The organism is Emcibacteraceae bacterium, from assembly GCA_041396985.1.
Taxonomy (GTDB): Bacteria; Pseudomonadota; Alphaproteobacteria; order Sphingomonadales; family Emcibacteraceae; genus Pseudemcibacter.
The window spans coordinates 532,392-556,649 of record JAWKXO010000002.1 but is presented as its reverse complement, the minus strand read 5'-3'; the positions used below and the strand labels follow the sequence as shown (position 1 = coordinate 556,649).

Here is a 24,258-nt window from a genome sequence, read left to right as displayed (position 1 = left end):
TTATATTACCTTAAAGGGTTCAAGGCCACTAAGGCGCATATGGGGCTCAAAATGGGGAATTTTGCGCGGCTTAATTCCGGCCACCCCGGCAGCAATCGCTTTAATATGGTCAGGGCGCGTTCCGCAGCATCCGCCGACAATATTAAGATAGCCGCTTTCGGCCCATTCCTTTAACTGAGCTTTCATTTCTTCCGGACTTTCATCATATTCACCCATTTCGTTGGGAAGTCCCGCATTGGGATGGGCGGATACCGCTGTTTCGGCAACTTTTGATAGTGCCACCACATGACGTCTCAGTTCTTTGGCACCGAGGGCACAGTTAAAGCCTACACTGATCGGGTTGGCGTGGCGAATACTATACCAGAACGCCTCAGCCGTTTGTCCTGACAGTGTCCTGCCTGATGCGTCGGTAATTGTACCGGATATCATGATCGGCAGGTCCACATTTTTTTCCTCATAAACCGACTGAACTGCGAAAATTGCCGCTTTGGCATTTAACGTGTCAAAAATGGTTTCAATCAAAATGATATCAACCCCGCCATCAATAAGCCCCCTTGTGGCTTCCTTATAACTTTCGACAAGTTCATCAAAACTGACATTCCGAAAGGCCGGGTCATTAACATCCGGAGAGAGTGAAGCCGTACGACTGGTGGGGCCAAGCACCCCGGCAACAAACCGGGGCTTATCTGGTGTTTTTGCTGTAAATTCATCAGCCGCTTTACGCGCCACTTTTGCGCAGGCAACATTAAGGTCGCATATGACATCTTCCATATCATAATCGGCCTGTGAAATGCTGGTGGCGTTAAAGCTGTTGGTTTCAATAATGTCTGCCCCGGCTTCCAGAAATTTTTTATGGATACCATAAATCAAATCCGGTTTGGTCATGGCAAGAATATCATTATTACCCTTTATATCTTTGGTTTTTGATTTAAAAAGCTCTCCACGAAAATCTTCTTCGCCAAGTTTAAAAGACTGGATCATTGTTCCCATCGCACCATCGAGCACAAGTATGCGTGAAGCCAAAGCCCGCTTCAAAAGGGCTGTTCTATCGGTCATGATGGTTCTCCCTCTGGTCTGATGCCTAGAATGTGGCAGATGGTAAATGTAAGTTCCGCGCGGTTCAGTGTATAAAAATGATAGTTCTTAACGCCACCCCTATAAAGTTTAAGACATTGTTCAGCCGTGATCATGGACGCCACATGCCGCCTGATGTCGGGTGTATCGTCAAGGCCGGAAAAAAGATTTTCAAGCCATGCCGGCACAGACGTTCCACAACGTTCTGAAAAGTTTTTTGCCATATTAAAATTTGTGACCGGCATAATCCCCGGGACAATCGGGACATCAATGCCCGCGGCAAGGACCTTATCCATAAAGCGAAAATAAATATCCACATCAAAGAAATATTGGGTAATGGCGCGGTTTGCCCCGGCATCTATTTTTCTTTTCAGATTGTCAATATCCGCATCAACATCTGCACTATCCGGGTGTTTTTCAGGATAGGCCGCAACCGAAATATCAAAATCTGCTATTTTCTTTAAGCCCTTAACCAAGTCAGCCGCATTCTCATATCCTAGCGCATGGGGTTTGTAAGGCTGACCTATTGTTGGCATATCGCCGCGCAGGGCGACAATATGGCGTACCCCTTCGTCCCAATAGGCACGGGCAACATCATCGACTTCGCCCTTAGTAGCCCCAACACATGTCAGATGCGCGGCGGGCGTTAGTGCTGTTTCCTTTAAAATACGGGAAACCGTCTTATGGGTTCTCTCACGCGTACTTCCGCCGGCTCCGTATGTTACCGAAACCATGGACGGATTTAAATTTTCGAGTTTTCTGATACTTTGCCAGAGTGTTTCTTCCATTTGCTCCGTCTTAGGCGGGAAAAATTCAAAAGAAACCTCTATACCCTGTGCACGTTCGGCAAACAGGCTAGGCAGTAAATAGTCCTTGGTATTTTTATTATTCATACTTTTTAACTTCATGATTTATTATTCTTTGTGGCTACCCAAATCGCAATATCAAGCTCACTGCCCCGCATGATCTCCATAGACGTAATCTGAAGACCAGTCATTTTGCACCAGTCGGTTACTTCCTTATTAGAAAAGCCTAAACGTCTGTGCGCATACTCCTCCCTTAATTTTTCCAGTTTATGAGGAAGAAAATCGATAATGATTACATGACCTCCGGAGCGAAGAATTCGGCTGGTCTCCTTAATGGCCGCTAACGGATCATCGGCAAAATGCAGAACCTGATGAAAAAGCACCAAATCCATACATTCATCCTTTAATGCTAGATCATACATATCCCCCTGGCGAACCTGCATATGGCTTATGGCCTTATTTTCCAGGTGCGATCTGGCAATGGCAAGCATGTCACGGCTAAGATCAATGCCTGTCCCATGAGCCGCCCGTCCGGCAAAGAGTTCAAGCATCCGCCCTGTGCCTGTCCCCACATCAAGCAAGTCATTAATTTCCATATCGGCAGATATTTTCAGAAGATATTCTTCAACCTGTTTTTCCGGCACATATAGAGATCTTATTTTATCCCAGTTTGCCGCATTTTCCCGGAAATATTTTGCAGCCTTTTTATCTCTCTCTTTTTTAACCTCTGCCAGTCTTTCCTGATCATGTTGCAATATTTGATCAGAATAGGGAATATAATCGAGAAGTGATTTTGCCAACGTAGCTTTGGCACCACCATCAGCCAAACGGTAAAATATCCAGGTTCCTTCACGGTGCCGTTCCAGAAGTCCAGCTTCACATAACAATCTTAAATGCCTGGAAATTCTTGGTTGACTTTGTCTCAGCACAGAAACTAATTCTGTAACGGTCAGTTCTCCTGTCCTAAAAAGCGCGAGTATGCGTAGACGCGTTTCCTCACCTGCAGCCTTTAAAGCAACAAGTAAATCATCCAGGCCAAGTTCCATATTCCGGTTCTCCATGCACCTATCCTTATAAAGAAATATATAAAGATATATTTATATAATGTAAATAACATTAATGTGATCAATTCATATTCCAATGTGATTTGACTTTTTTCAGAGAATACCCAAATAATATGTATATGGAACGGAGCAAACCAAACAATTTTGCCTTAGACGATAAAGATTATTCTACTGGCGAAATTCAGAGAATTTTAAAAGGAATGAATATGCGTAATAATCTGAAAGAACTATTAAAAACCAAAAAAGTTTTAGCCGGCTTTCTGCTGGTTGCTGGACTGACTATATTACCTTCACTATCAAATGCACAGGGAGCAACAGAACCATGGGTAGGGACAATACCAGGTGACAATATCAACCTTGCTACTACTGACGAAATGTCCGCAATTCGCAGGATGCTGAACAATCAGGATTATGTAGGTGCAGTAAATAATGCAAAGAAGTATATTTCTTCACTGGAAAACTTTGAGCGTTCTGGCAAAACATCCCAATATAAATATGATGCATATAACGCCTTGTGTCTTGGTCTAACAGCACAAAAAAAATATGATGAGGCAATGGAAGCCTGCAACACTGCTATAGCAGAAGCTCCTGCCCGCTGGTTTGCCTACAACAGTCGAGGATCTCTTAATTTCAGGTCAGGGAATTTTGCTGAGGCTGAGAAAGATTACCGGCTTGCGTTGGAACATGCCCCAAAAATAAACAATATTTCAGAAATTCTGGAGCATAACATCAGTCTTGCCCAATCAAAAAATTAATATATCATTGGCGCAACAAGCTTCATTTTAGCTTGTTGTGCCATAGAGCTTAAATATTGCCGGACTCTATATTTATCACAGCCAGAAAGGTGCATTGATCTTACAATGTTCAAATTATATAGCCATATATTTCTTACTACCCCTTTTCTATTTTTTCTTCTTTCCATTTCATCTGCGGTTAAAGCTCAGAATTATGAACCCTGGACAGGTGCTGTCGTCGGAGCAAGAATAGACTTCGCTAGTGATGATACCATAAATGCCATTAGAAATTTAATTAATGAAGGAGACACAAGCGGGGCTGTCCGGGAAGCAACTAAACTTGTTACTAGTCTCGCTCAGAGTGAAAGAGCCGGGGAAAAATCAAATTACAGATATGATGCCTATAATGCCCTTTGCGTCAGCCTAACAGCAAATAAGGAATATGAGAAAGCTATGGACGCCTGCAATGAAGCCATTCAGCAATCCCCCAAACGATGGCAGGCCTATAACAGCCGTGGATCATTAAATTATAAAACTGAAAATTTTGAGCAGGCACTAGCAGACTACAAAAGTGCTTTCAGCAGAGCTTCAGACATACCGCGAATTAAAAAGATATTAGAGCATAACATAAAAATTGCAGAGGTAAGATCTACAGGTAAATAATTACTGCCAGAAACATATCTTCAAGTTGAAATATGCTTTTTTACATTCCGATTTATAGTTGCTAATTGCATTGAATATTCTATAACAGACTCTAATAGTCTCTGTTTTTGTATTCATAAAATATTCACTAAAAATAGCTATAAATCGATTATGAAATCTATTCTTTACAGAAGAAAAAGACCTGAATATTACAATGGCGGCAAATCGATTGGACTTCCGTTCATAAAGTTTACTGTGGTTACACTTATTCTTCTGTTTGCAACTTCCTGTGCAAAAAGGCCTCCAGAATCAAATCCGGAAGCTTTAATGGCTTATGAAAAAGCCAATGATCCACTTGAGCCAATGAACAGGCAAATTTTTGCTTTTAATATACTTTTTGATGAAACAATTCTGGAACCAACGGCAAGGCTATATCGCTTATGGGGTCCCCCGGATATACGAAATGGTATCGCAAATTTCGTCGTTAACTGGCGAGAGCCAGTAACCTTTGTAAACGATGTATTACAGGCAGAGCCAAAGCGAGCGGGAACATCAATATCCCGCTTTCTAATCAATTCCACATTCGGATTACTGGGTGTTTTTGATACTGCATCAAGATGGGGCATTAAAGGTCATGATGAAGATTTTGGAGAAACATTTGCAGTATGGGGAATTCCGGATGGGCCTTTTCTGATGTTGCCGTTTCTTGGGCCTTCCAATGTCAGGGATTTTTCAGGATTTGTACTTGATTTCTTTTATGATCCAGTCAGTTTCTGGCTTGCCCATAAACATTGGACATATGTCCGGTATGGCAGACTGGCCCTCAGAGGTCTTATTTACCGGGAAGAGAATCTTGAAACCCTTGACGACTTAAGCAAATCTTCTACAGATTTATACGCCACATATCGAAGCAGTTATCGTCAATTAAGACTTTATGATATTAACAATGGTGATCTTGATACCAGTGAAGAAGATGATTTGTTTGACGAAGATTTTGATGAAGATTTTTAAGTTCTGCAGTCTTTGATCTTGTTTTTTTATCTCTTTTGTACTTATTATATATAAAAAATATAACAAGAGCTGAGTCATGACACAAAATATTGATACTGTAAGTCAGGCGAACCTGATGCCTTCAACAAATGATGAAAAAAGAAGCAGTGCTATCAAAGCAAGTCGTACAATGTTGCTAATGCAATGGCCGGTTTATACGGTTCTTGGTCTGATCGGCATTCTTTTACCTTTTTTTGGATCAGTTGATGAAGTGGCTCTCATTGGCACTATCCTCCTTATTTCAGCGATGACACAAATTGCGATACTTTTAAAATATGGAATAAATCCAGGCTTTGCATGGAGGTTCAGCCTTACAGTGATTACGATAGTTGCCTGTATCCTTGTATTGACTGGTGCCCTTGTAAATTACTTTTCTATAGAACAAATCGTGGGCGGTTATCTTGCCGGAACAGGAGGCTATACGGTTATAGAAGGTCGTTATTCATTTTCTAGCCGGCATATAGAATCCGTTGTATATTGCGGGTATTTTGGAGGCGTTATGGGACTAATGCTGTTTACCGGTTGGCCTGACCTAACCTGGTGGACACCCGTCACATCTCTTAGCCTATATCTTCTTGCACTTGGCTATACTGCACGCGTTTTCATTTATAGAGAAAAAACATCCTCTAACGCGTAAGCTTTTTATACTGCATTTTATGAGGACGGTCAGCAGCATCACCCAATCTTCTGCGGCGGTCTGCTTCATAATCCTCATAGTTTCCTTCAAACCATTCCACATGGGAATTTCCCTCAAACGCCAGAATATGCGTCGCAATCCTGTTTAAAAACCATCTATCATGCGAGATGATAACGGCGCATCCAGCGAAATCCTCGAGCGCCGCTTCAAGGGCACTCAATGTTTCCACGTCAAGATCATTGGTTGGCTCGTCAAGAAGCAGTACGTTAGCAGGCGTTCTTAACATTTTGGCAAGATGCACCCTGTTTCTTTCCCCACCGGAAAGCTGGCCTAGTTTCTTTTGCTGATCAGTCCCTTTAAAGTTAAAGTTGCCAACATAAGCACGGGTTGGAACTTTCCGACCATTAAAATCAAATACATCAAGTTTGTCTGATATTTCTTCCCAAACCGTTTTGTTGTTGTCAAGACCATCACGGCTCTGATCGACATAGCCAAGCAGCACGGTTTCACCAACACGGATAGAACCTGAATCCGGTTTTTCAATACCCGTAATCATTTTAAAGAGCGTCGATTTACCGGCACCGTTCGGGCCGATAACACCGACAATACCCCCCGGTGGCAATCTAAAGCTGAGATTTTCAATTAGAAGCCGATCATCAAACCCTTTATTAAGGTTCTCAGCTTCAATAACCACACCACCAAGACGAGGCCCGACCGGAATTTGTATCTGCGCTTCACCATTACGACCTTCTTGGGCGGCAGCAAGCAAATCATCATATGCCTTAATACGGGCTTTGCTTTTAGCCTGACGGGCTTTTGGTGACTGCTGAATCCATGTTAGCTCACGCTTCATGGTTCTTTTACGGCCTTCCTCCATTCGCTCTTCCTGCAGAAGGCGTTTTTCCTTTTGCTCAAGCCATGAAGAATAATGGCCTTCATAGGGAATGGCCCGGCCACGGTCCAATTCCAGCACCCAGTTCACAACATTATCCAGAAAATAACGGTCATGGGTAACCAGAATAACAGTTCCTTTATATTCCTGGAGATGGTTCTCTAGCCAGGCAACGGATTCTGCATCCAGGTGGTTGGTTGGTTCGTCAAGAAGCAAAATTTCTGGCTTTTCAAGGAGCAGCCGGCATAAAGCAACGCGTCGGCGCTCACCGCCGGAAAGAACCGTAACATCAGCATCTTTCGGTGGACAGCGTAAGGCTTCCATCGCAAGCTCAACACGACTGTCCAGATCCCAGGCATCTGCTGCATCAATCTTGTCCTGAAGCTCTCCCTGTCTAGCAATCAGATCATTCATTTCATCATCTGACATTGGCTCGGCAAACTTTGCACTGATTTCATTAAATTCATCAACGATGCCTTTAATTTCCCCCATGCCATCCATGACATTTTCGAATACGGTTTTTTTCGGATCAAGGTGGGGTTCCTGCTCAAGATACCCTACACGTACACCTTCGGCCGCCCAGGCTTCGCCTGTATAATCCTTATCAATACCGGCAATGATTTTCATCAAAGTGGACTTACCGGCACCGTTTACACCAATTACGGCAATTTTAGCATCCGGCAGGAATGACAACGTAATGTCACTAAAAGTCGGTTTTGCCCCCGGATACGTTTTTCCGAGCCCCTTCATAACGAAGCTATATTGATAAGATGCCATTTACGTCTCACATTCGGTTAAATAATTTCGAGCCTGTATAACTCAAAGCACGGAGAATGTGCAATGATAAAAAAATCCCCCGTATATTATACAGGGGGATTTTAAAAATACTGATAAATCTGCCTTTATGGATTTCTGAATTTCAAAATAAAACGGCTGGTTTTTCCGCGTACACTTTCATCAAAAACAGATTTTGAAAGATCATCGGTATCATTTTGAAGAATATCAAGCTCTCCAACAAGTTCAAAACCTGCTTTCGCCATATCACGCTTGACAATTGCCGGATCAATTCTGTGGACCGTATTGCCTGTACTACTTGGAGATCCATCAATAGCACGATGGTCAATTACCGCCATTATGCCACCTGGTTTCAAAGCTTTTCTAAATACACCAAGAATTCTATCCACATCGACATTAAATCTCTCAAAATAGAAATCATGGAAATTTTGAATCAGAAAAACATAATCCAGACTATTTTCTTTCAGATCAAGACTATTAAAGCTTGCATATATTGGAACAACATTGCTCATGTGCGGTGTTTCACGAATATATTTCGCATATTCATTATCAGGGTCCATTCCCGCATTCGGAAAAGAATGAGCAATCACACGTCCATTTTTACCAACAACCCCTGCAAGTATTTCTGCGTAATAACCCCCACTAGAAACCATATCAAGCACAGTATCACCAGGACCGACCCCCATAAATTTAATGACTTCGCCCGGTTTTCTCAGCGGATCACGAACTTTATTGGCTTCCATCCTGTTTGGATTTGCCACCGCAGCATCAATCAGTGCATCATTGTTCTGCGCGTGAGCAGGGCCATTTGCAAAGATACTAAAGATCAAATACACTAGTGAAGTTTTCAAAAATTTAGTCACCATCTTTCTTCCTCCAAATTAATATCCATTATAAATTCGCCCTTCATGATCAGAGTAGCAAAAAATCAGCGTGAATTGTAGTTATAATTCATTATTTAGAATGGGTCTGATTCTACTTTATCAGGGATTCCTGAATTTCATAATGAAGCGGCTTGTTTTACCACGGACACTGTCATCAAAAACGGAAATGGATTTATCATCCGTATCGTTCAAAAGAATGTCCATGCCACCTTCATAAATAAACCCGGCTTTTTCCATATCACTTTTGACAATTGCCGGATCAATTCGATGAAGTGTATCACCCGTGCTACTAGGAGCGCCCTTGATCGCTTCATGATCTACAATAGCTATGATGCCACCAGGTTTCAGGGCTTTGTGGTATGTTGCCATAATTTTATCAAAGTCTACTTCAATACCTTTATAATAAAAGTCATGGTAAAACTGGATGATAAAAACCTGATCCAGACTGTTTTCCTTAAAATCCAGATCATTGATATTTGAATATATAGGAACAACATTTTTAAGATGATTTGATGCTCTTATATAAGTCGATGTTGGATTATCTGGGTCTCTTCCTGCATCGGGAAACATCTGAGCTATCACCCGTCCGTTTTCACCAACAATTGAGGACAGAATTTCGGTATAATATGAGCCATCAGCATACATATCCAAAATTGTCATGCCGGGTTTTACGCCCATAAATTTTACCACTTCGGTTGGTTTACGTAGCGGGTCCTTTGACCTGTTGCCTTCTTTTCTTGCAGGGTTCTCAACTGCCTTTTTAATCAGATCATCATACTGATCTGCATGAGCAGTCTGTGATAAAACAGGTAAAAGCGCAATTAGCATAAATAGTGAAATTTTTTTCAGATTTGTCGACATTTTCCACCCAATTATTTTTATGGATTATTTGTAATTAAGAACGGCTGATTTTAAGCTAAATCGAATTTGAAAAAAGTGAATTCACATCAATTTTTTGTGATGTATGGACAAATAGACCTTAAATCCAGCGGCGGACTTTTTTCTTATAGTTTATATATTCGTCGCCAAATTTAGCTTCAAGATAAGCTTCTTCTTTTTCAATCACCAATCTGTTCAGAATAATGATTAGAGGGATCATCATGATAAGTATCCAGAGTTTATCAAGATATAGTCCCACTGCCAGCATCATTAGTGCAACCCCAAGATAAATGGGGTTCCTTGAATAGGCATAAATACCTGATTGATAAATCTTGGAAACGGATGCATGAACGCTGGGGCTCTGTTTATTGCTGGCAAAAATTCTAAACCCAAGAATTATGATAATGGTGCCCAATATGAACAGAATAATTGCTGCCAATTTTTCATTACCCTCAAGGCCAAAAGAAAGCGGGAATATATAATCCAGAATCAGGCCAATAACCATTGCGACTATATAAAAAACGGGCGGATGAGTAATGATCCCCGCATTGTCCTGATGGTCATTCATGCTTTAATCCTTCTGAAAAACGGTATTTCCTCCAGTAATGGTCATTACAACTTTTCCATTAAGAAGCTCCGCTGGATTATGCGCTCCTACATTAAGTAAATCAATATCTGTAATCGTCATGTCTGCCCACTTTCCGGGCTCCAGGGTGCCGGTTTCATCTTCAAGAAAAGCAGCATAAGCCGCCCAGCTTGTATAACCTCGAATTGCTTCCTCTGCGGTCAGTTTTTCCTCCGGATACCACCCGCCTGCCGGCTCACCATCACGGCTTTGACGCGTTATGGCTGAATGAAGGCCATAAAAGATATTCCAGTCATACCCCATCAGATCAGACCCAAAGGCTAGGGGAACATGGTTTCTACGGAATGTGCGCCAGGCATAGGCCCCTTTGGCCCGTTCCGGCCCAATCCGGTCAACGGTCCAGACTTTATCTTCTGCCACAAACGGCGGCTGTACCGCTGCAATGATATCCAGATCATTATAAAGCTTGAAATCATCCGGGTGAACAACCTGTGCATGCTCAACTCGGTGACGCAGTTTTTGAAGTTCCGGATTTTTTACAATATTATCTTTAAAAAAATGCAAGACTTCGCGGTTGCCGCCATCACCAATTGCATGGATGTTTATCTGAAATCCTGCCTGCATTATATCGCTGATTTCTTTGGTGAAAAATCCATAACCTTCGCCTGATACACCAAACTGCCCCGGCATATCGGAATATTCTTCAATCATTTTTGCGCCACGTGCACCGAGTGAACCGTCGTAATATCCTTTAACTGAATGGACAAATAATTTATTGCTGTCGTATCTGATCGGCCCTGACTTTATCCATTCCAGCATTTGTGGCTTATCACGGCCGCTGATCATCGCGCTAACTCTGATTTGCAATTCATCTGCGTCATTCAATGATTGATAGGCTTTCATGATCGGGGTATTGGCGCCAGCATGATGAACCATGGCATAGCCATCATTGGCCATTAACTGAAGCCCGTTTTTTAATCTGTTCATCATCCGCTCATGGCTTAATGGCGGGACGGCTTCACGATAAAGGGCAACACCACGATTTCTTACTGCGCCGTTTGGTTCACCATTCTCATAGCGGTGAATAATGCCCCCTACCGGATTTTCGCTTTCCTTCGTTATTCCTGCTGCAGCCATCGCCAGCTTATTACCCCAGGCACCAAATCCATTCGTGCCATCCATAAGGACAGGATTATCAGGAACCCGTTCCGATAATAGTTTCTCAGTCGGATATTTATCAGCCCAACGCCCCTCGTCCCATCCCCGGGCAACAACCCATTGCCCTTTTGGAACATTATATTTCTTAATATGATCAACAACTCGCTGTACCGCTTCTTCTTCTGTTTCAACGCCTTTCAGGTTAACATCATCAAGTGTTGCTCCCAGTTCTTCTATATGAGCGTGCGTATCAACAAATCCCGGATAAATATAGTTTCCTTTTACATCAATGACATTTGTCTGCGGCCCATTATATTTTTCAATATCCTGATTAGAGCCTATGGCTAATATGACACCATCTTTAATAGCGACCGCCTCTGCATCCGGCTGCCAGTTCCCGTCTTTAATCGGTGCATCGCCAGCAGGTATTCCCTCTATAGAAGGCTCGCCCCATGAAAAACTGTATATTTTGCCATTTGTTAGAATTGAATCTGCAATTTCGGTTTCCTGCTTATTCAAATCAGTCGATTGCTGTTCACACCCAACGACAAACACCAATAGAAAGGTAAGGGCAATTTTTTTAATCATATTGAACTCATTCATTTTAATATTTTGAAAAAACCGTATTTAAAATTCTTTCCAGCCAAATCTGGTCAGTTTTATCAAACGAGGCAAATTTTGTGCTGTCAACATCAAATATAGCGATCAGATCACCCTTGCCATTTAGAACCGGCACGACAATTTCAGAATTTGACCGACTGTCACAAGCAATATGATCCGGAAATTCATGAACATTTTCGACTATTTGTGTTGTGCGGGTGCTCGCCGCCTTACCACAAACACCGCGGTCAAAAGAAATACGAAGGCAGCCAAGCGTCCCCTGATAGGGTCCCACGACAAGTTCGTTTTCCTTTTCCTGATCAACGATGTAAAATCCAACCCAGTAGTAATCCTCAAATGCCAGATTAAGAAGACAAGATATGGAAGACATATTGGCTATTATATTGGGTTCGTCCCTGGTAACGCTATAAATTTCAGCCTCAACAAGTCGATATTTTGATTCTTTTTCCATTAAATAAACACCTCTGCAGCACCCTTTTGACCATTATATAACACTTATTCCTTCCAGAAAATGAAAATAAAATAATATTTAATTAACTGTTTTCATTATGTTTTTTATGATTTTTCACAAAATTTTATATTTGATATTGACTTTAATCGATATAGTGTTATATATAACTACAACACTTAAACACTAAAACACGTAAAATTGAAATTTAGGAACTAAAAAATGTTGAATTTATATAAAAACGCAATTAGCCCAAACAGCTTTCTAGGACTTGTAGGAAACAAACCACAAGCCGACACAAAAATTCTTGAAAACAATAACCGCAGAATTTTTGCCGGTTTTGCCGTCCTTAGCCTGCTTATACTGTCTGTAATTTCAAATGGCAGTCAGCATCAATTGGGATTTGGAATAGAAAGTCATACTGAAAAAACATTTGTTGCATAAATCATCCAATGAATGGGATCGTCCACAAAAGCAAAACTGAGACAAATTTATTATGATTGGAAAATACTGTGACAGAACAATGGACAGATGACAGACCTATATATCTCCAGCTGAAGGATCAAATTCTTTCAATGATCATGGATGGGATACTTGAGGAGGGAGAGGCTCTCCCTTCGGTTAGAAAGGTTGCAGTAGAATATCAGATTAATCCGATAACAGCTTCAAAAGCCTATTCCGAGCTGGTTGATGAAGGACTTGTCGAAAAACGAAGGGGACTTGGAATGTATATTTTAGAAGGTGCGAGAAAAAATTTACTCGCCGCCGAACAAAAGAACTTTATGGAAGTGGAGTGGCCAAAAATCATGGAACGAATCTCAAGACTGGGAATTGATCCTGCTACATTACTTTCATCCACTTCTAAAAATGGTTCAGCGCCAGATAATAAAGAATAAAGGACATGGAAATGACAACTTATATCAGCGCAAAAGGCCTAAGCAAATCATACGGCAAATTCCAGGCCCTAAAGGATGTTGACCTATCAATAAACAAAGGACAGATTGTCGGCCTTATCGGCTCCAACGGTGCCGGAAAAACAACTTTGATTAATGCCATACTGGGCCTGAGCTCCTATGAAGGTGAACTAAATGTACTCGGGTTTGACCCTCATAGTCAGCGTGATCAGCTTATGAAAGAAGTTTGCTTCATTTCAGATGTTGCAACGCTACCCGGCTGGATCAAGGTTAGTCAGGCTATAGAGTTTGTTGAAGGTGTTCATCCAAAATTTAGCCGGGAAAAAGCCCTGGGTTTTCTGAAAAAAACAACCATTCCGATGGATAAAAAGGTAGGAAAATTATCAAAAGGAATGATCGTGCAATTGCATCTGGCACTTATTATGGCGATTGATGCCAAACTTCTCGTACTTGATGAACCAACCCTCGGTCTTGACATCATGTACCGTAAAACATTTTACGATCAGCTTCTTGAGGATTATTTTGATGAAGAGAAAACAATCATCATTACCACCCATCAGGTTGATGAAATAGAAAATATTCTGACCGATGTCATCTTCATCCGTGAGGGCAGAATTATGTATAACGCAAGTATGGAAGAAACACAGAACACCTGGAAAGTTCTAGAGCCCAAAAAAGAAAGTGTTGATGAGGCACGCGCCCTTTCACCATTCCGCGAAATAAAATCATTAGGCCGGACCAGTTTCGTTTTCAAAGAGTGTGACAATGCAACACTGAAAGAATTGGGAGCTGTCAGCAGGCTATCACTTTCTGATCTTTTCGTGACGTTGATGACAGGGGAATAATCATGGAAACAACGCAATCTAAAAACCGCAATAATATTTATACTCTCGTTAATATTGGGCTTATTGCCTTTCTGATAACCATCGCAACCGTTGGCATAAGAGGCTTAAGTGCTTCAAGCATTGGGCATAACTTAACAATTGAAAAAGCAGCGCCAATAAAAAACAATGTCATGGTTTGTGCCATCGGCCTATGCCTTTTTATTTAAATACAATAATTGGAGAATGAAATGTTTTCTACTTTAACAACAATAAATGGCTATAACCCGATTAAGGCTCTATTCCTTAAAGAGTTCTGGGATAACAAACGTGCCATACTTGTAACACCTATGGTCGTTACAGGACTGTTTATCTTTTTTGGACTTGTCGCGATGGTAAATGGCCACGGCATGATGATAGACGGTATGTCCATGAGTGATCATATTGCACGCGACCCGGATTTTGGACCGAAATCATCTGAAATAGTGACCGGTATGGTTATGGTTTCGCCGATGATCCTGATGATCACCGTAGCTTTCAGTATGGTATTTACAGCTCTTTCCGTTCTGTTTGACGAAAGAAAGGACAAAACTATCCTTTTCTGGAAATCAATGCCGGTTTCCGACACTCAGGAAGTGCTGGTTAAGCTCGCAACTGTTATCGTTGTTTTACCAATTATTGCCATTGGGTTTGCTCTCATCATTCAATTTGCCACCATGTTGATGCTTGGCGCAATGGTTGCCCTGCATACAGACTATAGTGCTTGGAATCTTGTCTTCTCTAACATCAATTACATGGCTGTACTCACCGGAGACATCATCCCCACTTTTGTCATCATTCTCTGGACTTTACCGATCTTTACTTGGTTCATGCTTGTATCAAGCTTTTCACGTCGTTCCCCTTTTCTGTTGGCATTTATCATTCCGGTTTTAATCATCATTATTGAAAATCTTTTCTTCGGCAGCCATTTTCTGGAGAGCGCCCTGCAATCCCGCTTCATTCATCTGGAAACGTATGTAGACCGCTATGATGTTGATCACGGTGCAACCATGGTCAGTAGTATCTTTGGACTGTTCGGCAGCTTCGCAGAGCCATCATTCTGGGCCGGCATTGTTGTGGCGGCGGCAATGATCATTGGATGCATCCAAATCCGCAAAAGAAACAGTATTGCTTAACATGATTACCTTAAGGGCAGGAAATTCGTCCTGCCCGATATCTTCCCTCTTGCCCCGGCTTTTAGCCGGGGTTTTTTTTATTTAGAAAAGATAGCGGTAAATCATCTGGCTTGAAACAAACAATAAAAAGGCTCCAAAAGCCAAATTTAACTGCCGCTGATCCAGCCGATGCGCAATTTTAGCACCAATCGGTGCTGCAAAATAAGAAACCGGAGCCACCAGTGCGAGCCCGAACAAATTGACATATCCAATATTGCCCGGCGGAAGTCCTTCTACACCATAGCCCGTAATCATATAACTAATCGTCCCGGGAATGCTGATTAACACGCCAAAAAAGGAAGCAGTCCCCACCGCCCTGTGAATTGGCATTCCAAAAAGCGTCATAAAACTGACCCCCATAACACCCCCGCCAATTCCCATCATGCTGGATAGACCGCCTATTGATATTGGCATAAGCTGGACAGCAATACTATCCGGGAACTGCTCCCCTGCTTTTTTGGTGTCCCCCTTGAAAAGCATTTTAAGGGCTACAAAAAAAGCGAGCAAGGCAAACAGAATGACCAGTGATTTTCCGTTTAATTTTGATGCTGCAAAACTACCGACTGCAGCAGCAATCAACATAGATACTGCCCAGCTTTTGATAAGTTTCAAGTCAACATTTCCACGCCTGTGATGTGCTCTCGCCGATGAAAAAGACGTAACAATAATAATGGCAAGTGAGGTGGCAATCGCTATATGCATACGAACTGTTTCATCAACCCCGAAAACAGAAAGAGCAAATTCAAGGATTGGGACAACAACAATCCCGCCGCCGATCCCCAGCAGCCCCGCCATAACACCACTCACGACCCCTGCCGCCAGCATACCTAATATCAAAGGAACCATTTCCGCTAATTCGTTCAAAGAAAGCTTTTCCCTATTGCTTTAATACGCTCAACCATTGCAAATAACCCATTCGTTCTCATTGGGGACAAATGCTGTGATAATCCCAAATCTGATAAAATGGCTTTTGCGTCGGTGTTGATAATTTCTTCCGGTGTTTTGTTTGAAAAAATCATGAGGATAATAGATACAAGTCCACGGACGATATGGGCATCACTATCACCCTTAAAAATTAATTTATCACCCTGTTTTTCATACACCAGCCAGACTTTGCTGGTACAGCCGTGTACACGGTTTTCTTCCGTCTGGTCTTTTTCGTCAAAATCAGGGAGCTGGCGGCCAAGGTCAATAATATAGCGGTACCGGTCTTCCCATTCATCCATAAACTCAAAAGTTTCTTTTATTTCTTCAATATTCATAACACAAAGTCACTTTGATTTTTCTGATAAGTCAGCATTTTTCAATCACAAAAATTATATGCTTATCTGTTTCTGTTGTGTGTACCAGTTTCTGTTCCGTTTCGCGGCAGAAATTTGGAATGTCAATCATTGTCATCGGATCCGTTGCCTTTAATTCGAGACATTCCCCGACACTCATTTTTTCCATGGCCCGACGAAGCCGTAGCACCGGTATGGGGCATTTATGCCCACTTACATCAAGTCTCTCGGCCGCCTTTATGGAAATGATATACTCCTCTAAAATTATTACGATTAAGTTTACTGACGTTGATTTAGCAATTAGTTTCGCCACAAGCAAAGCATAAATTATAGAAGATCAATGATGCATCATTGAATTGAGTAAAATTATAGTCCTCGAGAAAGCCAAAATAACAACTTTAAGGAAAAACTCTCACGCTGTGAATTCTATCTAATATATTATAAATTAACATAAAATTAAACTTAAGCTCATAGGCTCTTCAATATATTAAAAAATACATCGGATAGGTATGAGCCAACTGACCAAAAAGGTAACGCCATTTGACCGTAATAAGTCGCATGATTTATTCGATATTGAAAGCATTCTAAACAGTCTGCCTTTTGGTGTTGCTTTATTCGATAACAAGTTAAATTTGATTGATTACAATAATGTGTTTTTTTCTCAGATACTGACATATCAGAGCCGAATTAGCGACAAAAACAATTTAAGAGATATATTTAATTTTCCTTTATACAACAATAATTTAGCGCAAGAAAATTTAAAATCAATCAACCTGATTATTGAAATGTTCCATGATGGCAACGCCAGTAATAATTTCAATTGGATTTATAAGTTTAACATTGACGAACACAAGACAATTGAATGCAAGGTCGAGTTTTTTACAAAAAAAGGTCTTGTGCTGACTTTACTTGAAGATACAAATCAAGAAAAAAACCAGCTTATTGAATTTCAGGCTGCCAAGGAATATCTGGAATCACAGACCAGAGAAGCCATTCATATGGCAGAAGATCTGGCCATCGCAAAGGAAGAAGCGGCAAATTCAGCACAGAGAATTCAGATTATTCTGAATGCAATGGAAGAAGGTCTGGTGACCTTAAACAGCAAAGGACAAATCGTTGCTGCAAATAATGCCATGTCCATTATATTTGGTTATGAGCCTACTGAATTTATTGGAATGGAATTAAAATCACTTCTAAAATCTCAATATCTTAAAATATCCAAGGATTTTGTATCCTTCCTGAGTAAGAAGGTTGATGGACTTAATGTTTATAAATCTGACGAAACAGGTATCCGTAAAGATGGTTCAACAGTCCCTCTGCGAATTGATATTCGGGAAGTTTTTCTGGAGCAGGAAAAACACTATACAGTATTAATCAGAAATGTCAGCGAACAGCATGAAGCCGAAAAAATAATCCGGCATATGGCGTGGCATGACAGCCTAACCGGTCTTGCCAATCGTAATCTTCTATCCGCAAGACTTGAAGATGCCCTCAAAATTGCAAAGCGGCTTGATAAAAAAGTAGCCGTGATGATTTTGGATCTTGATAAATTTAAACCGGTAAATGACCTATACGGTCACGCAATCGGTGACAAATTATTAAAGGTAGTGGCTGAAAGACTACTTTATTGCGCCAGGGAAGTTGATACAGTTGCCCGTCTTGGCGGGGATGAGTTCGCAATCGTTTTATCCAATATAGAAAACGATAAAAATATCATAACAATTGCTGACAGAATTATTCACAGCATTCAACAACCGGCTGAGATTGATGGCAATATCATTCAGATTGGTACCAGCATTGGGGTAAGTTTTTACCCTGATGATTCTGACACACCCATAGAACTAATTAGAATGGCGGATGTTGCCCTCTATCAGGCAAAAGATGACGGAAGGCGTCTTTATCGTCTCTATGATCAGCAAATGGATGCCGAAACTAAAGCTCAAAAGCAGCTTGAAATCGATCTCAATAAAGCACTGGAAAATGATGAGCTTCTGCTGCAATACCAGCCCCAGTTTGACGCAAAAACCAATAAACTGGTCGGTGCTGAAGCTCTCATTCGCTGGGAACATCCGGAAAAAGGGATGATTCCGCCATATAGTTTTATCCCTGTTGCTGAAATTTGCGGGCTGATGATCCCTATAGGTCAATGGGTATTAAATACTGCCTGTAAAGTGGCCAAAAGCTGGCAGGATCAGGGACTTCCCAAAATACGTATCAGCGTTAATATTTCTGCAAGACAATTCCACTCTGATAATTTTGTGAAAACCATTGAAGATGCTATTAATCATTCCAATCTAGAGCCCTGCTGGCTTGAGCTTGAGATTACAGAAGGAATGGTCATTAAGAATACGGACAATGTTGTAATGAAGCTTGAACAGCTGAAAGCATTGGGCGTCAACCTTTCAATTGATGATTTTGGTACCGGATATTCATCCCTCGCCTACCTAAAAAGATTTCCAGTTGATCAGCTTAAAATAGACCAGTCATTCATCCGTAACATCCATGAAGATCCTGATGACGCGGCCATTACAGACGCGGTCATTCGCCTTGGTCACAGTCTGGGTCTTAAGGTAGTGGGTGAAGGTGTCGAAACTGAAAAGCATGTTGAAATTCTTAAAGAAAAAGGATGTGATATTTTACAGGGATATTATTTCTGCCGCCCGATTAATCAGGAAGAATTCGTCTCTTTCTTAAAAAGGCTTTAGCCTGACTTTGACTTAATCCTCATCTTCTTCATTGGGATAAAGATCCCGGTTAAGGTTTTTCACATATACCCATTCATATAAAGTCTCCCAAGGACCGGTTTCACTTTCCTTGGTCTCACGTCGTTGATGTATATTCAGTAATGTACCGTCATCCTGCCGCTGCCAGCTTATTTTATAGTCATAACCTCCAATGGCTCCATCACTTTTTAAAACAAACTTATCTTTCTCAGGACCGCCTTTTAAAAATTGTACACCCGCCTGATTATCGACCCATAACTGAACCCAGTATGACCCGTTAAACGCCGTTACACTTCGCCCGTTCATCCGAAACGGAACATATTTAGAAGAGAAATGGTCGTCTAACGACACCCATATCTGCTGAATGGCACAACCTTTCAGAATACGGCCAATTCTGTCATATCCTGCAAGCTTTCCTGTTTCCTTATTAAAAACCTGCCATTCTCCAACAGTAAAATCGAGTTCACGGTAAAATGGAATTGCGCAAGGCACAACAAGATCATTAACACTCTGGGCAGACCCCTTCGATACCGATGCAGGTGACATAAGCAAACATAAAAAAATAAGAATATTTTTTTTCATTTTGTTTCTTTCATTACTTCAGATATGCCTAAAAAATCTTCTAAATATTATCCAATATAACTTTCAGAATATGATAAGTCTTATATTATTTAAAAAATATAGATTTCTAAGATCGTTTAAAAATGAATAAACCATGGTTCAAACTGCCCGAGCCGATTAAATCAAATGCACATATAGCAATTGTCGGCGGCGGCATTTCCGGCATTATTTTATTCCTTCATCTGAAAAATGAAGGATATCGGGTAACCTTACTCGAAAAAAACGATCAACTTTTAAGTGAAGCATCTGGCAATCCGGTCGCTATACTTGATCCCTATATCAGTGCAGGAGAGTCCATTCAAAAATCATTTTATGATATGGCTTATGAATATGCTTTAAGATATTACCCCAGTCTTGGAGCTGACATATTTACGTCATGTCCTCTGATCAAATATGCTGAAAATGCCCAGACATTAGAACGTTACAGGAAAATGTCACAAAAATATCCTTCTGAAAGTGTCCATCTTGAAGGAAATGAACTTATTTTCACAAAATCAGGTTATATTAAGCCGAAAAATATTAAGAATATTTTTTGCAGCACTGATAATATAATTTTTAATGCAACAGTAAAACGCATATTAAAGGACAAAAATGATAGTTGGGTTTTATGTGATCCCGATGACAATCCTATTCTTGAGGCAAATGCCGTCATCATCGCTAATTCATATAGCTGCTCCAACATAGCCCAGTTTAAAAATATTCCTCTTAAAAAACTGGCCGGCCAAATTTCCTATTTAAAATCAGATTATGATGAAAATATTATTTTAAATTCAGCAGGATATCTCACCCCCCCAATATTATCGAATGGTGATAGATTTAATATTTGTGGTGCCAGCTTTGAAAAAAATACATCATTGAAAATATCAAAAAAAGTCCATGACGAAAATCTAAGGAAGTCTCCTTATTCTTTTAAGAATGTTGAAGTTATTGGAGGCCGCCGTGGCATTCGGGCAATGACGAATGACCATTTACCCCTTTGTGGCCCCGTCCCCGATCATAACAGATATCTGACATCCTATAACAATATTCACCACGGGAATAAATATGAAGTCTTTCCCGATGCCCCCCTTCACAAAAATTTATTTATTCTGGCGGGCCTTGGCTCAAAGGGATTTGTTTCCGCCCCTATCCTCGCAAAATATTTAACTTCATTACTCAGTGCTGAGCCGTTGCCATTTCAGGAAAACATATGCCATTTGCTCCATCCGGCCAGATTTATTATTCGCGAATTATCAAAAAAATAGACATTTATTCCCTGACTAATTAACATTACTAAAAAATAAAATTTAAAGCTTAAGGCTGTAAACTATATGTATAGTATTGAAACGCATTTGGTTGATGCATCGGTAGCGAAGTCTGCCCTGATCAACGCAGACCGGTATAATGATTTATATGCCCGTTCTTTATCGGACCCGGAAGGGTTCTGGGGGGAGATGGGACGTCGTCTGGACTGGACACGGCCTTACAGCAAGGTAAAGGATGTCAGTTTTTCTGAGGATGATCTTCATATCCGCTGGTATGAGGACGGAACCTTAAATGCCTGCGTCAACTGTGTTGACCGGCATCTGGAAAGCCGCGGCGATCAGACAGCGATTATCTTTGAGGGGGATGACCCCAATGTATCGCGTCATATCACGTACCGTGAGCTTCACGGGGAAGTGTGCCGTTTTGCCAATGTGCTGAAGTCCCGGGGCGCCAAAAAGGGTGATCGCATCACCCTTTATATGCCGATGGTGCCGGAAGCGGTTTATGCCATGCTGGCCTGTGCGCGGATCGGCGCCATTCATTCGGTGGTGTTTGGCGGCTTTTCACCGGAGGCGCTGGCCGGGCGTCTGGTTGACTGTGACAGTCATATCGTGATCACCGCCGATGAGGGACTGAGAGGGAACAAAGTCATCCCACTGAAAAACAATGTGGATGAGGCGCTTGAGCATCCCGGAACCATTGTCTCGACCGTGATTGTTGTGCGGGTCACCGGCGGCGATGTCGGCTTCACTGAGGGCCGGGATGTCTGGTATCAGGACGAGGCGGCGAAGGTGGATGCGGATTGCCCGGCCGAGGAGATGAAGGCGGAAGACCCGCTGTTTATTCTTTATACCTCCGGCTCCACCGGACAGCCCAAGGGGGTTCTTCATACGACCGGCGGCTATCTGGTTTATGCCAGCCTGACCCATCAATATGTGTTTGATTATCATGACGGGGATATTTACTGGTGCACTGCCGATGTGGGCTGGGTGACGGGCCACAGCTATATTGTTTATGGTCCTCTGGCCAACGGCGCCACCACGCTTGTCTTTGAAGGGGTGCCGACCTATCCGGACGCCTCACGCTTCTGGCAGGTCTGCGAGAAGCATAAGGTCAATATTTTCTATACGGCACCGACGGCGATCCGGGCCCTGATGGGCGCGGGAGACGGGTTTGTCAAAAAATGTGATCTCAGCAGTCTGCGTATCCTCGGCAGTGTCGGCGAGCCGATCAACCCGGAAGCCTGGGAATGGTATTATCATGTGGTTGGCGATGCCCGCTGCCCGATTGTCGATACCTGGTGGCAGACGGAAACCGGCGGTATTCTGATCACGCCGCTGCCCGGAGCGACGGCGTTAAAACCGGGTTCGGCCACCCGGCCGTTTTTTGGCATCATACCCCAGCTGGTCGACGGGGACGGCAAGGTGCTTGAAGGACCGGCTTCGGGCAATCTCTGCATCACCGACAGCTGGCCGGGGCAGATGCGCACCGTTTACGGTGATCATCAGCGCTTTTACCAGACCTATTTCTCCACCTATAAAGGCAAATATTTTACCGGCGACGGCTGCCGCCGCGATGAGGACGGCTATTACTGGATCACCGGGCGGGTTGATGATGTGATTAATGTTTCCGGTCACCGTATGGGCACGGCCGAGGTCGAAAGTGCCCTGGTCGCCCATGAGGACGTGGCGGAAGCGGCCGTGGTCGGCTTCCCTCACCCGATCAAGGGACAGGGTATTTATGCCTATGTCACCCTGATGGGCGGACATGCTCCGGGGGAAGAGCTCAGAAAGGAACTGGTAAACTGGGTCAGAAAGGAAATCGGCCCCATCGCCACGCCCGATCATATCCAGTTCGCGCCGGGACTGCCCAAAACACGGTCCGGCAAAATCATGCGACGGATATTAAGAAAAATCGCCGAGAATGACACATCAAACCTCGGCGATATCTCAACCCTCGCTGACCCAGCCGTCGTCCAGGACCTCATCAATAACAGATTGAAATAGGAATTATATTTGATTGCGGGAAATTTCGTCAGCTATTTCAAGGGTTTTTAACGCCTTATTCTCTTCACCACGTAATTTATAAATCTTACTTTTAAGACGATAAAATCTCGGGTCATCAGATTTTCTGTCTATGGCATCATCAATGTGCCACATGGCTTCATCGTAGCTCCCTTTTTCCACTGCTTTTTCAGCTTTGACAAAATGAAAATAGGGGTTTTTGTCCTGATATGATTTTACAAGGCTAAGGAAATATTCTGCCCGCTCCCGGTCTCCTGCTTCTTTATATAAATGGGCAAGATTATTTAGTGCGGCCTGATTTTTTCCATCTATCTCCAGGGCTGTAAAATAGGCTTTTTCGGCAAAATCATTATTTCCGGCCCGCCTGTAAAGCACCCCAAGATTAACCCAGAGTGATGGAACATTACTATCCGTTTTTATTGCCTTCACAATATAGAGGAACGATTGTCTATATTGTTTTTTGAGCAGGTATTCAGCAGCAATATTGCCATAATAAAGTGCCGAAACCGTATTTTCATCAAGAAGTGTATTGGAAAGTTCCCTCTCCACACCAATTCTGCTGATATCAACGACCAGATCATTGCTACCAGGCAAATTGACCCGCACATTAACATGACGGTTTTCCACATATATTTCATCATCTGATAAATCCCATTCAGGCAGGACATTTACTTCCTGAAAATTAACATCAAGTCCCAGTTTTCTTGCTAATGACGAATAAAGAAAGCTGAACGCCAGGCAATTTCCCTGTCCGTTCTCAAAAGTTTGACTGGCTGTATAAGTAACACCCGGCTCATAAATAAGCCCCAGCTTATCTGCATCAACGATTGAGTTGCCAAGTGCCATTGCTTTTTGATAAGGCAATTTTACTCTTCCCGTATTTAACTCGAGAAAGGCCTCCATTTCTGGTGTAATCATCATAATGTCCGCAGAAGGCAGATCTTTATTATCAATCGTTTTTCCTAAAAAAGAAACCCCGTCAATGAGTTGAGTTCGAGAAATATCACCGCGATAGGCATAGTTCTCCGGCAAACCTGAGCAGGCAGTCAAAGTGGACAACATCAATAAAGTCAGAAAAAATTTTAACAGGTTACCGTTAACCGCCACGTATTTCTCCAGATCAACCCTTCGGAAGATTAAACGCAT

The 24,258-nt window shown here is 42.1% G+C and carries 26 protein-coding genes; 12 read left to right on the top strand and 14 right to left on the bottom strand.

Going from position 1 to position 24,258, the window contains the following annotated elements; genetic code table 11:
- From R3D86_07220 to R3D86_07210, 3 genes are read right to left on the bottom strand one after another with little or no spacing between them, the layout of a single operon-like run.
- The gene (locus R3D86_07220; protein ID MEZ5757994.1) at nucleotides 1-1,056 is read right to left on the bottom strand and encodes a homocysteine S-methyltransferase family protein; all 1,056 of its coding nucleotides are present in this window, start codon (nucleotides 1,054-1,056) and stop codon (nucleotides 1-3) included.
- Entirely contained in the window at nucleotides 1,053-1,982 is a 930-nt protein-coding gene (metF, locus tag R3D86_07215; protein MEZ5757993.1) for a methylenetetrahydrofolate reductase, read from the bottom strand. The genes R3D86_07220 and metF overlap by 4 nt, the downstream gene beginning before the upstream one ends.
- Nucleotides 1,979-2,941, bottom strand: a complete 963-nt coding sequence (locus tag R3D86_07210) for a metalloregulator ArsR/SmtB family transcription factor (protein MEZ5757992.1) — start codon at nucleotides 2,939-2,941, stop codon at nucleotides 1,979-1,981. The genes metF and R3D86_07210 overlap by 4 nt, the downstream gene beginning before the upstream one ends.
- A 116-nt stretch (nucleotides 2,942-3,057) precedes the next feature.
- Between R3D86_07210 and R3D86_07205 the strand changes: the two genes are divergently transcribed.
- The 4 genes from R3D86_07205 to R3D86_07190 all read left to right on the top strand — a co-directional run bounded on the left by R3D86_07205 (nucleotide 3,058) and on the right by R3D86_07190 (nucleotide 6,007).
- Nucleotides 3,058-3,699: a tetratricopeptide repeat protein gene (locus R3D86_07205; protein MEZ5757991.1), complete on the top strand. Its 642-nt coding sequence runs from the start codon at nucleotides 3,058-3,060 to the stop codon at nucleotides 3,697-3,699.
- Between the two features lie 105 nt (nucleotides 3,700-3,804).
- Nucleotides 3,805-4,341 (top strand): hypothetical protein, encoded by a 537-nt coding sequence (locus tag R3D86_07200; protein MEZ5757990.1) that lies wholly within the window; start codon nucleotides 3,805-3,807, stop codon nucleotides 4,339-4,341.
- A gap of 306 nt (nucleotides 4,342-4,647) precedes the next feature.
- Nucleotides 4,648-5,331 (top strand): VacJ family lipoprotein, encoded by a 684-nt coding sequence (locus R3D86_07195; GenBank protein MEZ5757989.1) that lies wholly within the window; start codon nucleotides 4,648-4,650, stop codon nucleotides 5,329-5,331.
- A 76-nt stretch (nucleotides 5,332-5,407) separates the two neighbouring features.
- Nucleotides 5,408-6,007 (top strand): hypothetical protein, encoded by a 600-nt coding sequence (locus R3D86_07190; GenBank protein ID MEZ5757988.1) that lies wholly within the window; start codon nucleotides 5,408-5,410, stop codon nucleotides 6,005-6,007.
- Here the strand turns inward: R3D86_07190 and ettA are convergent.
- The 6 genes from ettA to R3D86_07160 form a co-directional block, all read right to left on the bottom strand.
- Nucleotides 5,997-7,676: an energy-dependent translational throttle protein EttA gene (gene ettA / locus R3D86_07185; protein MEZ5757987.1), complete on the bottom strand. Its 1,680-nt coding sequence runs from the start codon at nucleotides 7,674-7,676 to the stop codon at nucleotides 5,997-5,999. The genes R3D86_07190 and ettA overlap by 11 nt on opposite strands.
- Before the next feature lie 125 nt (nucleotides 7,677-7,801).
- Nucleotides 7,802-8,560 (bottom strand): methyltransferase domain-containing protein, encoded by a 759-nt coding sequence (locus R3D86_07180; GenBank protein ID MEZ5757986.1) that lies wholly within the window; start codon nucleotides 8,558-8,560, stop codon nucleotides 7,802-7,804.
- Between the two features lie 117 nt (nucleotides 8,561-8,677).
- Entirely contained in the window at nucleotides 8,678-9,439 is a 762-nt protein-coding gene (locus R3D86_07175; GenBank protein ID MEZ5757985.1) for a methyltransferase domain-containing protein, read from the bottom strand.
- Between the two features lie 118 nt (nucleotides 9,440-9,557).
- Complete coding sequence (locus tag R3D86_07170) at nucleotides 9,558-10,025, bottom strand: isoprenylcysteine carboxylmethyltransferase family protein (protein ID MEZ5757984.1); 468 nt, start codon at nucleotides 10,023-10,025, stop codon at nucleotides 9,558-9,560.
- Nucleotides 10,026-10,028: 3 nt separating this feature from the next.
- On the bottom strand, nucleotides 10,029-11,789 hold the full coding sequence (locus R3D86_07165) for an amidohydrolase (GenBank protein ID MEZ5757983.1): 1,761 nt from the start codon (nucleotides 11,787-11,789) through the stop codon (nucleotides 10,029-10,031).
- A gap of 16 nt (nucleotides 11,790-11,805) precedes the next feature.
- A complete protein-coding gene (locus R3D86_07160) occupies nucleotides 11,806-12,273 on the bottom strand; it encodes a GAF domain-containing protein (GenBank protein ID MEZ5757982.1) in 468 nt (155 codons plus the stop codon).
- A gap of 219 nt (nucleotides 12,274-12,492) precedes the next feature.
- Here R3D86_07160 and R3D86_07155 point away from each other — a divergent pair, with 219 nt between their 5' ends.
- The 5 genes from R3D86_07155 (at nucleotide 12,493) to R3D86_07135 (ending at nucleotide 15,180) form a co-directional block, all read left to right on the top strand.
- Nucleotides 12,493-12,714, top strand: a complete 222-nt coding sequence (locus R3D86_07155) for a hypothetical protein (GenBank protein MEZ5757981.1) — start codon at nucleotides 12,493-12,495, stop codon at nucleotides 12,712-12,714.
- A 68-nt stretch (nucleotides 12,715-12,782) separates the two neighbouring features.
- The gene (locus R3D86_07150) at nucleotides 12,783-13,166 is read left to right on the top strand and encodes a GntR family transcriptional regulator (GenBank protein MEZ5757980.1); all 384 of its coding nucleotides are present in this window, start codon (nucleotides 12,783-12,785) and stop codon (nucleotides 13,164-13,166) included.
- Between the two features lie 11 nt (nucleotides 13,167-13,177).
- Nucleotides 13,178-14,029 (top strand): ABC transporter ATP-binding protein, encoded by an 852-nt coding sequence (locus R3D86_07145; protein MEZ5757979.1) that lies wholly within the window; start codon nucleotides 13,178-13,180, stop codon nucleotides 14,027-14,029.
- A gap of 2 nt (nucleotides 14,030-14,031) precedes the next feature.
- Nucleotides 14,032-14,235 carry a hypothetical protein gene (locus R3D86_07140; protein MEZ5757978.1) on the top strand — a complete coding sequence of 68 codons (204 nt, stop codon included), beginning with the start codon at nucleotides 14,032-14,034 and terminating at the stop codon, nucleotides 14,233-14,235.
- Nucleotides 14,236-14,256: 21 nt separating this feature from the next.
- Nucleotides 14,257-15,180: a hypothetical protein gene (locus R3D86_07135; protein ID MEZ5757977.1), complete on the top strand. Its 924-nt coding sequence runs from the start codon at nucleotides 14,257-14,259 to the stop codon at nucleotides 15,178-15,180.
- 81 nt (nucleotides 15,181-15,261) lie between these two features.
- Here R3D86_07135 and R3D86_07130 read toward each other — a convergent pair whose 3' ends face one another.
- Genes R3D86_07130 through R3D86_07120 form a run of 3 tightly spaced genes read right to left on the bottom strand, consistent with a single transcriptional unit; the run spans nucleotide 15,262 to nucleotide 16,812 of the window.
- Nucleotides 15,262-16,083, bottom strand: a complete 822-nt coding sequence (locus R3D86_07130; protein MEZ5757976.1) for a sulfite exporter TauE/SafE family protein — start codon at nucleotides 16,081-16,083, stop codon at nucleotides 15,262-15,264.
- Nucleotides 16,080-16,481, bottom strand: coding sequence for a SufE family protein (locus R3D86_07125; protein MEZ5757975.1), 402 nt, complete (start codon nucleotides 16,479-16,481; stop codon nucleotides 16,080-16,082). Before R3D86_07125 ends, R3D86_07130 begins: the two co-directional genes overlap by 4 nt.
- A 31-nt stretch (nucleotides 16,482-16,512) precedes the next feature.
- Nucleotides 16,513-16,812 (bottom strand): sulfurtransferase TusA family protein, encoded by a 300-nt coding sequence (locus R3D86_07120; protein MEZ5757974.1) that lies wholly within the window; start codon nucleotides 16,810-16,812, stop codon nucleotides 16,513-16,515.
- A 196-nt stretch (nucleotides 16,813-17,008) separates the two neighbouring features.
- Here R3D86_07120 and R3D86_07115 point away from each other — a divergent pair, with 196 nt between their 5' ends.
- Nucleotides 17,009-19,204, top strand: a complete 2,196-nt coding sequence (locus R3D86_07115; GenBank protein MEZ5757973.1) for an EAL domain-containing protein — start codon at nucleotides 17,009-17,011, stop codon at nucleotides 19,202-19,204.
- A 12-nt stretch (nucleotides 19,205-19,216) separates the two neighbouring features.
- Here the strand turns inward: R3D86_07115 and R3D86_07110 are convergent, their stop codons facing one another.
- Nucleotides 19,217-19,804 (bottom strand): hypothetical protein, encoded by a 588-nt coding sequence (locus R3D86_07110; GenBank protein ID MEZ5757972.1) that lies wholly within the window; start codon nucleotides 19,802-19,804, stop codon nucleotides 19,217-19,219.
- Nucleotides 19,805-19,926: 122 nt separating this feature from the next.
- Here R3D86_07110 and mnmC point away from each other — a divergent pair, with 122 nt between their 5' ends.
- The gene (gene mnmC, locus R3D86_07105) at nucleotides 19,927-21,087 is read left to right on the top strand and encodes an FAD-dependent 5-carboxymethylaminomethyl-2-thiouridine(34) oxidoreductase MnmC (GenBank protein ID MEZ5757971.1); all 1,161 of its coding nucleotides are present in this window, start codon (nucleotides 19,927-19,929) and stop codon (nucleotides 21,085-21,087) included.
- Between the two features lie 66 nt (nucleotides 21,088-21,153).
- Nucleotides 21,154-23,094 (top strand): acetate--CoA ligase, encoded by a 1,941-nt coding sequence (gene acs, locus R3D86_07100; protein MEZ5757970.1) that lies wholly within the window; start codon nucleotides 21,154-21,156, stop codon nucleotides 23,092-23,094.
- A gap of 3 nt (nucleotides 23,095-23,097) precedes the next feature.
- Here the strand turns inward: acs and R3D86_07095 are convergent, their stop codons facing one another.
- The gene (locus R3D86_07095) at nucleotides 23,098-24,258 is read right to left on the bottom strand and encodes a hypothetical protein (protein ID MEZ5757969.1); all 1,161 of its coding nucleotides are present in this window, start codon (nucleotides 24,256-24,258) and stop codon (nucleotides 23,098-23,100) included.